At 59.4% G+C, this 11,174-nt stretch carries 11 protein-coding genes; 3 read left to right on the top strand and 8 right to left on the bottom strand.

Going from position 1 to position 11,174, the window contains the following annotated elements; genetic code table 11:
- Positions 1-327: 327 nt before the first annotated feature.
- From GWQ27_RS12790 to GWQ27_RS12765, 6 genes are read right to left on the bottom strand one after another with little or no spacing between them, the layout of a single operon-like run.
- Positions 328-1,506, bottom strand: coding sequence for a hypothetical protein (locus tag GWQ27_RS12790; RefSeq protein ID WP_275907519.1), 1,179 nt, complete (start codon positions 1,504-1,506; stop codon positions 328-330).
- A 2-nt stretch (positions 1,507-1,508) separates the two neighbouring features.
- Positions 1,509-2,171 carry an energy transducer TonB gene (locus tag GWQ27_RS12785; protein WP_275907518.1) on the bottom strand — a complete coding sequence of 221 codons (663 nt, stop codon included), beginning with the start codon at positions 2,169-2,171 and terminating at the stop codon, positions 1,509-1,511.
- Entirely contained in the window at positions 2,168-2,569 is a 402-nt protein-coding gene (locus GWQ27_RS12780) for a biopolymer transporter ExbD (protein ID WP_005321875.1), read from the bottom strand. Before GWQ27_RS12780 ends, GWQ27_RS12785 begins: the two co-directional genes overlap by 4 nt.
- Entirely contained in the window at positions 2,566-3,096 is a 531-nt protein-coding gene (locus tag GWQ27_RS12775; protein WP_275907517.1) for a MotA/TolQ/ExbB proton channel family protein, read from the bottom strand. The genes GWQ27_RS12780 and GWQ27_RS12775 overlap by 4 nt, the downstream gene beginning before the upstream one ends.
- A complete protein-coding gene (locus tag GWQ27_RS12770) occupies positions 3,093-4,388 on the bottom strand; it encodes a MotA/TolQ/ExbB proton channel family protein (RefSeq protein WP_131731205.1) in 1,296 nt (431 codons plus the stop codon). The genes GWQ27_RS12775 and GWQ27_RS12770 overlap by 4 nt, the downstream gene beginning before the upstream one ends.
- Positions 4,385-5,146 carry a DUF3450 domain-containing protein gene (locus tag GWQ27_RS12765; RefSeq protein WP_275907516.1) on the bottom strand — a complete coding sequence of 254 codons (762 nt, stop codon included), beginning with the start codon at positions 5,144-5,146 and terminating at the stop codon, positions 4,385-4,387. The genes GWQ27_RS12770 and GWQ27_RS12765 overlap by 4 nt, the downstream gene beginning before the upstream one ends.
- Positions 5,147-5,355: 209 nt before the next feature.
- Between GWQ27_RS12765 and GWQ27_RS12760 the strand changes: the two genes are divergently transcribed.
- The gene (locus tag GWQ27_RS12760) at positions 5,356-6,132 is read left to right on the top strand and encodes a LuxR family transcriptional regulator (RefSeq protein WP_005321862.1); all 777 of its coding nucleotides are present in this window, start codon (positions 5,356-5,358) and stop codon (positions 6,130-6,132) included.
- 71 nt (positions 6,133-6,203) lie between these two features.
- Here GWQ27_RS12760 and glmS read toward each other — a convergent pair whose 3' ends face one another.
- Entirely contained in the window at positions 6,204-8,036 is a 1,833-nt protein-coding gene (gene glmS, locus GWQ27_RS12755; protein WP_275907515.1) for a glutamine--fructose-6-phosphate transaminase (isomerizing), read from the bottom strand.
- A 58-nt stretch (positions 8,037-8,094) separates the two neighbouring features.
- Positions 8,095-8,868, bottom strand: a complete 774-nt coding sequence (locus tag GWQ27_RS12750; RefSeq protein ID WP_021139933.1) for a DeoR family transcriptional regulator — start codon at positions 8,866-8,868, stop codon at positions 8,095-8,097.
- A gap of 123 nt (positions 8,869-8,991) precedes the next feature.
- On the opposite strand from GWQ27_RS12750, the gene blrA reads away from it, so the two are divergent.
- The gene (blrA, locus tag GWQ27_RS12745; protein ID WP_275907514.1) at positions 8,992-9,666 is read left to right on the top strand and encodes a beta-lactam response regulator transcription factor BlrA; all 675 of its coding nucleotides are present in this window, start codon (positions 8,992-8,994) and stop codon (positions 9,664-9,666) included.
- Positions 9,667-9,724: 58 nt separating this feature from the next.
- Complete coding sequence (gene blrB / locus GWQ27_RS12740; RefSeq protein ID WP_275907513.1) at positions 9,725-11,146, top strand: beta-lactam sensor histidine kinase BlrB; 1,422 nt, start codon at positions 9,725-9,727, stop codon at positions 11,144-11,146.
- The last annotated feature ends 28 nt before the right edge of the window (positions 11,147-11,174 follow it).

Below are 11,174 nucleotides of genomic sequence, written 5' to 3'. Positions count from 1 at the left end.
ACATTGAAAATCAACAAAATTGTTTGATGTTCGATGCTGTGAGTGCCCACACAGATTGCTTGATTCAAATTGTTAAAGAGCGTCACGCTTGTCGCGTTGAGGAGGCGCATATTACGCTCCTCACTTCAAAAGTCAAGCGGTTGTTTTCGCTTTTCTTTCGGCGCCGGCTTCGCAAGGAAGCTGGCTCATCAGGTTGGCGTGTTCCGCCGTGCTGGTAGGGGCGCATTATAGGGAGCCGCGCCAGGATGACAAGGGCTTTTTGCAAAAATGCGTTCGTTTGCTGAAAAAGCAGGCTGAAGCCCCTGAAACCAAGACATCAGCCCCCATTTAGGCCGATTTTTTGCTCAACTCTTCGCTTTGGGCCTGGATATAGTTGACCCAGCTGGTTGCCCGCTGTTGCCAGTTACCCTGCTGTTGCAGTTCACGGGCCAGCTCCAACGCCTGGGCATACTGCTCCTTATTAAGGTATGCCTGCACCAGCAACGCCTTGGCTCTATTACCCTGTTCGCCCTTCACTGACTTGATGGCAGCCAGCTGGGTCATAGCGGCTTCCGTCTTGCCTTGTTGAAGCAGCAGTTCGGCTGCACGCATGGCCGCTTTGGGCTGAGCATGCTGTTTGGCGAGCAACTGCCAGCTATCAACCGCTTTTGGCCATTCACGAGCGCCCTCCCACAACTGGGCCAGCAACTGCCGGTTTTCGGCACTTTGCTTCATCTGTCCCTTGGACATGGCCGCTTCCAGCAGACGGGCACCACGATAAGGCAGCCCCTGCCAGGCATAAAGGCGGATCAACTGATTGCGGGTGGCGGCATCGTCCATCAATTTTCTATCGATGGCTGTCTGCAACAGAGCCAGCGCTTGATCACCACGCTTGGCAGAGAGGTTGAGCGAAACCGCCTGTTGCCACCATTTGCTCTCTTTCGGCTCATGGCGGATCAGCTCGGCGGCCTGATCGGCTGCCACCCCGTAGCGCTGCAAGGCAGTAAGGGCAGAGAGGCGAATGATGGCTGCCTGCTTCTGCCAGCCCTTTTTCAACAGTTGTTCGCTCTGACTGGCGGCCTCGCCATACTGTTTGTTGTGGTAATAGAGGCCGGCAAGACGAAGGCGCAAGGCATCGTCGGGTTTGATCGCCAGTGCCGCCTTGTAGCTTGCGATGGCGCCAGACCAGTTGGATTGCTGGGCCTGGATATCGCCACGCAGGCGCAGCAGCTGGAGTTGTTGTTGCTCGGGCCACTCTTTATAGGTGAGCGCCTGCTCCACATAGCGGCTTGCCTGGGCGGTTTGCTGCAAATTGGCGGCCAGCGAAGCCTGCAACTGGGCCAGCCAGGCGCGCTCGGCATCGGTGTTTGGCTTGAGTACAGACGCCTTGCTCTGAGCCTGTTGCCACTGGCCGGACTGATAGAGCTTCATCACGGGTTCAAGCTGGCGGGAGAAGTGAGGGCTGACCTCCATGGCCAGACAGGCTTGGCTGACCAAGGCCAGCAGACAGATCCAGATCCGCAACATAGTTATGACTCCAGTTTGAATTTGAGCGTGATGACTTGCACCAGCTTGTCGGCAGCACCCGGTCTTGGTTGATAACGCCACTTGTTGATCGCCTGAATGGCCGCCCGCTCGAACTGACGCTTGGGCTTGGCCTCGATCACTTCCACATCCTGTACTCGCCCTTCAGCATCGACGCTGAAGCGCAGGGTCACGGCGCCTTCGATCCCCGCCTGCTGGGCGCGATAGGGGTAAACAGGTTCGATCCGTTGCAGCGGCATCAACATATCGCCGGCGCCGACACCGGCGCCTTGCTGCTGACCATGAAAGTTACCGCTCAGTACGGGAGCTGTGCTGGTCGCCACACCGGGGGCATAGACCTGCACAGCACTGAGGCTGGATACCAGATCCAGGCTAGGTTGCACCGAAGGCAATGGCGCTGCAGCCGGCAACGGCATGGGAGTCGACGCCAGTGCTGCGGGAGGTTCCGGCAGGGGTTCAGGCTCTTGCGGTACCGGGCGCTCACGCACCTGCACCTCTGTCACTTCATTCTGCATGTTGATGACGATGGATTTTTGCTCACTCGCCACCTTCCCCCCCTTGGGAGGCTCAACCAGAGTAGCCATGAACAGCAGGATCCCCAGACTGAGGGTAATCCCCAGTCCCAGACTCATCAACTTGTATTTCATTTCGGTGCCACCGCCACGGCAATATTGGCAATGCCCGCCGCCTTGGCCTCATCCATCACCCGTACTACCTTGCCGTGCGGTACCCGCTCGTCGGCCTGGATCACCAGGCTGGCATCGGGCTGTTCCGCCAACAGGCGGGCAATACTGGCCTGTACCCGCTCCACGTCTATCTGCTTGCGGTCGAGGAAGATCTGACCCTGGGCACCTATCGCCAGCATGATGCTGGAGGATTTCTGCGCCTTGGCCTGACTGGCCTGGGGCCGGTGCACCTCAAGCCCGGCTTCACGCACGAAGGAGGTGGTGACAATAAAGAAGATCAGCATGATGAACACGATATCCAGCATGGGAGTCATGTCGATCTGCACTTCGTCACGCTGACGTTTGGATTGCCGTCTCATTGCATTACCTTCTCTTCTCGCAGGCCGTCCCGGGTCTTGGCCAGCGCACGCTTGGCCTGGCTCTCGAGTCGGCTGAGTAACAAGACGCCGGAGAGGGCCACCACCATGCCTGCCATGGTGGGGATGGTGGCGCGAGAAATACCGCCCGCCATGCTCTCCGGGTTAAAGCGGTTGGCCGCGGCCAACGCATCGAATACGCCTATCATGCCGGTCACTGTACCGAGCAGGCCCAGCATGGGGCAGAGCACCACCAGGGTGCGGATGAAGATCAGATGACGGTTGAGCTCAAGCTCGGCCTGAGCCAGCCAGCGACCACGAATGGCCCTGGCATGCCAGCTGTGGCGCTCACTGCGCGCCTGCCAGCGGCCAAGCAGCTGTTGCTTCAAGGGACCAAAGCCCAGATTGAGGTAGAGCAGCCGCTCGATCATCAGAATCCACATCAGCACCAGCAGAGCCAGAATGACCCAGAGCACGGGGCCGCCACGCCCCATGAAGCTCTGCAACTGTTGCCAGATGTCGAGCATCATGCTGCCCGCTCCATCCCGTTGTTATTGCTCTCGGCGCGCTCGGCCAGGATGCCGGCGACTTGCTGCTCCAGCACATTGGAGAGCTCGGTGAAGCGGGACTGCAGCAGGCTGTGAGCCAGGATCAGCGGAATGGCAGCCACCAGACCCTGGACCGTGGTGATCAGCGCCATTGAGATGCCTCCCGCCATGATCTTGGGATCGCCGGTACCGAACTGGGTGATGGCCTGGAAGGTGCCGATCATGCCGGTCACAGTACCGAGCAGACCCAGCATGGGGGCGATGGCCGCGATCACCTTGACCATGCCGATGCCACGCTCCATGCGGGGCGTCTCCTGCAGGATGGCCTCATCCAGCCTCAGCTCGAGGGTTTCCATGCTCAGCTCGGGATGCTGCTCCGCGACCGTCAGCACCCGACCAAGGGCATTGTCGGCGTGATACTCGCCGCTCTTGAGCTGGCGACGCACCAGAGTCAGCTCGCGGGAGAGGCTCCACAATCGCACTGCGGCGATCCCCAGACCGATGGCGGCCAGCAGCACTATGATGGCGCCAACCTGGCCACCCTGTTGAACTTGCTGCCAGAAAGTAGGCGCCTGTGCCAGCATCTCCAGCAGGGTGCCGTGGGAAGGATCCAGCGGCAGAGTTTCTCCCTCCTGACCCTGGTAGGCCGCAACCTCGGAGAGCACGCCACCTGGCAGACCCAGCACAGGGCTCAACCCCTCGGCAGTGGGCTGCAGGAAACCGTCACCACCAAACAGGGCAAAGCTGCCGACCCGGGTCAGCGGCTGCTCGCTGGCAGCGCCTTGGGCATCGAGCACCTTGCCGTCGAACTGGGCAATCCGGCCAGACTCGCGGATCTCTTGCAGCAGAGTCGCAGGCAACAGGGCGAGGGCGGCGCGATCCGGTACCTGCTTCTCCTGCGCCATGGCTTTCAACGGGGCGAGGCGATCGGGATATTGACCTTCTACCGCAGACTCGGCCAGCAGCTTGACCGCATCGCTGGCACCCTGACGGGTCACGGCAAAAATGTCATTCATGTCACCGGAGGCCTGCTCCCACTGACCGTTGAGCTCGACCAGCTGCTTTTCATTGCTGGCGAACTGGCTGGCCAGCTCCTTGCTCAGACGCTGCGCCTCGGCCAGTTTGGCGCGGGCACTGTTGAGCTCTTTGGAGACGGTCGCCAGATCCTGCTGGGCCTGCTGTTCGCGAGCCTGCTCCTGCTGCTGCCAGGCCTCATCGGCGATGGCCGCATTGGCACCCAGGGAGAGGGCGATAACGAGCGGGAACCATTTCATGACTGAGCCTCCTGGCTACGGCTGACCGACAGGGGCACATGGAGCAATTGCGGGACTTTCTTGTCGGTGGCCATCTCCAGTGCATCGGCGATGGGGGAGAGCCACTGACTGTCGAGGGCTTGCCACTGCTTTGCTTCCGCAGACCAACGCCATGCCTGACTGCGATCGGCTGTCATGGCCAGCAGGGAGACACGGCCCAGCGCCAGCACGTCGACCCGGCGCTGCGCACCATCCAGAGCCAGCTCGGCGGAATAACTGTCCATCCGGCTGCCGTATTCGGCTTCGATCTGATAGGCCTGCAGCAGCTGACGGAATTTCTCCGCTTCGCTCACATCGGCTCTGGCCAGCGTCGCTTTCAGCTGTTCAACCCGTGCCAGGCGATCTTCTTTGCGCAGCGGCAGATCCTCTTGCACCAGCTGTTCCAGATCGGCTTGCATCTGCAGCATCAGCGGGATCAGGCCCTGTCGGGTCTCTTGCACCGCCTCCAGCTGCTGGCTCAACTTGCCCAGCTCATTCTGCTGATCGGCCACCAAAGACTGCATGTAGCGGTTGTAGGCTTCCAAATCACGCAGTTGCAGCTGCGCATTTTGCAGCTCCAGTCTGGCGGCAACGGCCGCATCGGCGGCTTTTTCCACACGCTGCTGGGAGACTTTCCCGGCGGCTATGCTGTTCTTCAGTGCAGGCGCGACCAGGTCATCGGCGCTGGCAGCGAAGTGGACTGACAATGGCAACAAGGCCAAACCCCAAAACTTGTTCATGATATAAATCTTAACAATGATAACTATTCTCATTGTCTCAAAGAGTGGGGTCAGTGGCAATCAGATGATTTTCTTGGCCTTCGGTGGAAAAAACAGGATAATTTTTAAGCAAGCACGGGAGTCACTGGCGTTGGTAGTCACAACACCAAATCAATAAATAAAAAATATCTTTTCGATCAATGTGATAGGGATCGAAAAAGGAGATGTACATGTTTAACGATGCGATCTGGGAACACATCGATCGATTCACCAAGGCCAAGAAGACCAGCGAGATCCAGCAGCAACTGGAGCGCTTCAGTCATCAAATGGGCTTTGATTACTTCCGTCTGCTGATTATTTTCCCCATCAGCATGCAGAAATCCCATGTGGCACTGTTCAACAACTGCCCCACCAGCTGGTTCGAAGCCTACAGCGAACGGCACTACCTGACCCAGGATCCTGTGGTGTTCCTGGGCCTGAAGCAGACCCAGCCCATCTTTTGGAACAAGCTCGACTGCGACTCTCCCTGGCTACCCAGCGCCAGCCGGGAAGTCATGAATCTGGCAGCCGACTTCGGAGTGAGAAACGGCGTCTCCTTCCCGCTGCATACGCCGCAGGGGGAACACGGCATCCTCTCTTTCATCAGCAAGGAAAAATCCAATTCCGATCTGATGTTTGAAAACGTTCCCTTGCTGTCGTTCTGCGCCAGCTACATCTTCAATTCGGCGTTGCAGCTGATAAAGAGCAGACCGGATTTGATGAAGCACCTGACCGAGCTGTCAGATCGGGAGAAGGAGTGCCTGTTCTGGGCCAGTGAGGGCAAGACCTCCTGGGAGATCGCCACCATACTCGGCATCAGCGAACGCACAGTCAACTTCCACCTCAATCAGGTCACCAACAAGACGGACTCGAAGAACCGCAACCAGGCGATAGCCAAGAGCATCTCCAGCGGCATCATAGTGCCCTCGCTGGACGACGTGACCATCACCAACCTGCGGTTGTCATAACGACCACCCCACCAGATAACCAAACAAAAAAAGAGCCGCATTGCGGCTCTTTTTTCATTCCGGACCAGGGCTTATTCCACTGTCACGGATTTCGCCAGGTTGCGTGGCTGATCCACGTCCGTGCCCTTGATGAGGGCAACATGATAGGACAGCAGCTGCAACGGCACTGTGTAAACGATGGGGGCTATCATCTCTTCCACGTGGTTCAGGCTCATCACCCGCATGGTGGCATCGCTCTTGAAGCCGGCGTTCGCATCGGCAAACACGTAAAGGATACCGCCACGAGCACGCACCTCTTCCACGTTGGACTTGAGCTTCTCCAGCAGATCGTTGTTCGGAGCCACCACTATGATGGGCATCTCGGCATCGATCAGCGCCAGCGGGCCGTGCTTCAGTTCACCGGCGGCATAGGCTTCGGCATGGATGTAGGAGATCTCTTTGAGCTTGAGCGCCCCCTCCATGGCGATGGGGTACTGACTGCCACGGCCGAGGAACAGGCTGTGGTGCTTGTCGGCGAACTCTTCGGCCAGCGCTTCTATGTCCTTGGCCAGCGCCAGGCTTTCCTTGATGCGCAGTGGCAGTGCTTGCAGCGCCTTGACCAGCTCGGCCTCGGCTTCGGCACTCAGGTTGCCACGGCAGTGACCAACGGAGGCCACCAGCATCAGCAGACCGGCCAACTGGGTGGTGAATGCCTTGGTGGAAGCCACGCCGATTTCGGCGCCAGCACGGGTCATGAAGGCCAGATCCGATTCACGCACCAGAGAGGAACCCGGCACGTTGCAGATGGCCAGCGAGCTCATGTAGCCAGACTGCTTGGCCAGTCGCAGGGCGGCCAGGGTATCGGCGGTCTCGCCACTCTGGGACAGGGTCACCAGCAGGCTGTTGGGGCGCACCACGGATTTGCGATAGCGGAACTCGGAGGCAATCTCCACGTCGCAGGAGACACCGGCTATCTCTTCGAACCAGTAGCGAGCGACCATGCCTGAGTTGTAGGAAGTGCCGCAGGCGACAATCTGGACGTGCTCGACCCTGTCAAAAATGGCGCGGGCGCCGTTGCCGAACGACTCGACCACAACGTGATCCGAACCCAGACGACCTTCCAGGGTATTGGTAATCGCTTTGGGCTGCTCGTAGATCTCCTTGAGCATGTAGTGACGGTATTCACCCTTGTCACCGGCATCGTGAGAGAGTTCGGACTCCAGCTCTTCACGCACCACGGCATCACCGTGAGTATCAAAGATATGCACGTCGCGACGGGTCACCTCGGCCACATCACCCTCTTCCAGGAAGATGAAGCGACGGGTCACCGGCAGCAATGCCATCTGGTCGGAGGCGATGAAGTTCTCGCCTATGCCACGGCCAATCACCAGTGGGGAGCCGGAGCGAGCCACGACCACGCGGCTGTCATCACGGCTGTCCATCACCACAGTGCCATAAGCACCGCGCAGCTGTTTCACCGCAATCTGCATGGCAGCCAGCAGGCTGTCGGCAGATTTCAGTTCGTGGTGCACCAGATGAGCGATCACTTCGGTGTCGGTGTCTGAGCTGAACACATACCCCAGCCCCTGCAGCTCGGCACGCAGCTCTTCGTGGTTCTCTATGATGCCGTTGTGCACAACAACGATATGCTCGGAGACGTGAGGGTGGGCATTGCGCTCGGACGGCTCGCCATGAGTAGCCCAACGGGTATGGGCGATGCCGGTTCCACCATGGACGGACTGCTCCTCCAGCGCCTTGGCCAGCTCGGCCACCTTGCCCAGACGGCGAACCCGCTGCAGCGGCTGGTTGGCGCTGAACACGGCCACACCGGCCGAGTCGTAGCCACGATATTCCAGACGGCGCAGGCCTTCTACCAGGATTTCAGCCACATCACGTTGGGCTACGGCCCCGACGATGCCACACATACACTTCTCCTCAAGACGTAATAAACGGAAATTGATTTGGATGGTTCAGATAAAAATGTCAGCCAGCAACCGGGGCGCAGATCAGCGTGATCCCCCTGGCTTGAATTTGTTCTCTGGCCGAGGTGGCCAGCCCTTCATCGGTCACCAGGGTATGGATGCTCGACCAGGGCAGCTCCAGATTGGGGATCTTGCGGCCAATCTTCTCCGACTCGACCATGACGATGACCTCCCGCGATACCTCGGCCATCACCCGGGACAGGCCCACCAGCTCGTTGAAGGTGGTGGTGCCCCGCTCCGGATCTATGCCATCGGCACCGATGAAAAGCTGGTCAAAGTCATAGGAGCGCAGCACCTGCTCCGCCACCTGACCCTGAAAGGATTCAGAGTGGGGATCCCAGGTACCGCCGGTCATCAGCAGGGTGGGTTCGTTCTCCAGCTCGCGCAGGGCACCGGCCACATTGAGGGAGTTGGTCATGACGATGAGGCCGCGCTTGTTGCCCAGCATGGGGATCATGGCGCTGGTGGTGCTGCCGCTGTCGATGATGACGCGATTGTGATCGCGGATCCGTTCGGCGGCGGCACGAGCAATTGATAGCTTTCGTTTCGAAACTTGCTCCGGATTACTGTCCACCACCATCTCGCTCGGCAGAGGCACGGCACCACCATAACGACGCAACAGCAGGCCACCGGTTTCCAGCACAGCGAGATCTTTTCGGATGGTCACTTCCGAGGTGGAGAAGTGCTTGGCGAGGGTATCGACACTCACTTCACCCTGCTCCTGCACCAGATTCACTATGGTGTGACGGCGCTGCTGAGTATTACGTTTGGTCATCATTAAGTTTCGATTCGAAAGAATTTCGAAATGTTAGCGCCTTTTTCGGAAAAATAAAACAGCAAATAGGATCCGATTTGGTTCGATGCCAGAATGGAGCAGCTGATTTGCGACGAGGACGCCATGCAAAAAAAAGTTATCTGGCTGGTGGAAGATGAGGCCAGCATCGCCGACACCCTGATCTATGCGCTGCAAACCGATGGTTTCGAAGTGGAGTGGTTTCCCCTTGGCCAGCCGCTGTTGACGCGACTGGAACAGACGCGACCCGATTTTCTGATCCTGGATGTGGGGCTGCCGGACATCAGCGGCTTCGAGTTGTGCAAGCAGGTACGGGCCCGCTGCAACACCCCCCTGATGTTTCTCACCGCCCGCAGCGAGGAGATAGACAGGCTGATAGGGCTGGAAATTGGCGCCGACGATTATGTGGCCAAGCCGTTCTCGCCACGGGAGGTGTGTGCCCGGGTACGAGTGATACTGCGCCGCAGCCAGCCGGCAGCCACCCAACCGAGCCAGTTGCTGGCACTGGATGAGGAGCGGGCACGCATCAGCTTTCACGGCCAACCGCTGGCCCTCACCCGTTACGAGTACCTGCTGCTCAAGACGCTGATGCAGGCACCTGGACGGGTCTACTCTCGTCAGCAGTTGATGGATCTGGTGTGGAGCGGGGCGGAAGAGAGCCTGGATCGTACCGTCGACACCCACATCAAGACCATTCGCGCCAAGCTGCGGGAACGTGACGCTGACGCCAACCTGATCCTGACCCATCGCGGGCTGGGCTACAGTCTGGAACTGGCATGAGGATCGGCCTGCAGCAAGCATATGGTCTGGCGCCCGGATACAAACGGATAGAACTGGTATGAGAATAGGACTGCAACTGCTGTGCGGACTGGTGCTGATCTTCGCGCTGGCGGCCTGGTTTGTGCTGGAGATCTTCGTCGAGGAGATAAAACCCGGGGTGCGCAGCGCCACCGAAGATACCCTAGTCGACATGGCCCAGATGCTGGCACCGCTGGCACTGGACGATCTGCAGGAAGGAAAAATGGCCGATGGCAGGCTGGCCAGCGCCTTCGCCCGCCTCAACCAGAGCCCCATCAATGCCCTGATCGACGGGCACCTCAAGCAACAGGCTGAATATCGCATCTATGTGACCGACGCTAAAGGCAAGGTGGTCTATGACTCGGACGAGGTGGATCTGGGCAAGGACTATTCGCGCTGGAACGACGTCTACCGTACCCTGCGCGGCCAGTACGGGGCTCGCAGTACCCGCAGCGATCCGGATGATCCCGCCAGCTCCGTCATGCACGTGGCCGCGCCGCTGCGTGAAGGGGGGAACATACTGGGCTCCCTCACGGTCGCCAAACCCAACCGCACTCTGATGCCAATGATAGAGCGCAGCGAACACCAGCTATTGCAGGCGGCAGCCATGCTGTTGCTCATCTCGCTGCTGATCGGCGCCCTGCTGGCATGGTGGCTCAACCGCGCCATCGGCAAGCTGGTGCACTACGCCGATGCGGTCAGTCACAACCAGCCCGCCACTCTGCCGGGACTCCACAGCCCGGAGCTGGAGCGACTCGGTCGCTCCCTCGAAACCATGCGCCGTCAGCTCGATGGCAAGGCCTATATCGAATCCTATGTACACAGCCTGACCCACGAACTCAAAAGCCCGCTGGCCGCCATTCGCGGGGCTGGAGAGCTGCTGGCCGAAGCGCCCCCCCCCGAGGTGGCCCGACGTTTCATCGGCAACATCAATCTGGAAACAGCCCGCATGCAACAATTGATAGAACGCATGCTGCAACTGGCCAAGCTGGAATCGGGGCAGGGGCTGGATCGCCAGGCAACCGAACCCGCCAGACTGGGCAAGCGGGTGCTTGATGCCCGCCAGATCATAGCCCAGCGTCGTCAGGTAACCTTGGTGGCCGAACTGGCCGACGCCTCAAAGCAGAAGTGGGATCCCCTGCTGGTAGAGCAGGCCCTCGGCAACCTGCTGGACAACGCCCTCGACTTCTCCCCTGCAGGCAGCACGGTCAGATTGACCGGCGAGATGCATGCAGACGGCTATCGCTTTCAGGTACGGGATCAGGGCCCCGGCATTCCGGATTATGCCCTGCCACGCATCTTCGAGCGTTTCTACTCCCTGCCCAGACCCGACAAGGGCAAGAGCAGCGGTCTGGGGCTCAGCTTTGCCACAGAAGTGGCACGCCAGCATGGCGGTCGGCTGAACCTCTGCAACCAGCCAGAAGGTGGCGTGCTGGCCGAACTCTGGCTGCCAGCCGGCTGACACTTCACATTGGGCACATAAAGCGGCG

Origin of the sequence: Aeromonas sp. 5HA1 (assembly GCF_029237245.1) — a bacterium.
Classification (GTDB): Bacteria; Pseudomonadota; Gammaproteobacteria; order Enterobacterales; family Aeromonadaceae; genus Aeromonas; species Aeromonas salmonicida.
This window is presented reverse-complemented; position numbering and strand designations above follow the sequence as displayed.

Excerpts from the sequence above, each read along its gene's own strand:
- GWQ27_RS12750 (WP_021139933.1), bottom strand. The coding sequence starts at position 8,868 with ATGACCAAACGTAATACTCAGCAGCGCCGTCACACCATAGTGAATCTG.
- GWQ27_RS12780 (WP_005321875.1), bottom strand. The coding sequence starts at position 2,569 with ATGAGACGGCAATCCAAACGTCAGCGTGACGAAGTGCAGATCGACATG.
- GWQ27_RS12760 (WP_005321862.1), top strand. The coding sequence starts at position 5,356 with ATGTTTAACGATGCGATCTGGGAACACATCGATCGATTCACCAAGGCC.
- GWQ27_RS12770 (WP_131731205.1), bottom strand. The coding sequence starts at position 4,388 with ATGAAATGGTTCCCGCTCGTTATCGCCCTCTCCCTGGGTGCCAATGCG.
- GWQ27_RS12765 (WP_275907516.1), bottom strand. The coding sequence starts at position 5,146 with ATGAACAAGTTTTGGGGTTTGGCCTTGTTGCCATTGTCAGTCCACTTC.
- blrB (WP_275907513.1), top strand. The coding sequence starts at position 9,725 with ATGAGAATAGGACTGCAACTGCTGTGCGGACTGGTGCTGATCTTCGCG.
- GWQ27_RS12790 (WP_275907519.1), bottom strand. The coding sequence starts at position 1,506 with ATGTTGCGGATCTGGATCTGTCTGCTGGCCTTGGTCAGCCAAGCCTGT.
- GWQ27_RS12775 (WP_275907517.1), bottom strand. The coding sequence starts at position 3,096 with ATGATGCTCGACATCTGGCAACAGTTGCAGAGCTTCATGGGGCGTGGC.
- GWQ27_RS12785 (WP_275907518.1), bottom strand. The coding sequence starts at position 2,171 with ATGAAATACAAGTTGATGAGTCTGGGACTGGGGATTACCCTCAGTCTG.
- blrA (WP_275907514.1), top strand. The coding sequence starts at position 8,992 with ATGCAAAAAAAAGTTATCTGGCTGGTGGAAGATGAGGCCAGCATCGCC.
- glmS (WP_275907515.1), bottom strand. The coding sequence starts at position 8,036 with ATGTGTGGCATCGTCGGGGCCGTAGCCCAACGTGATGTGGCTGAAATC.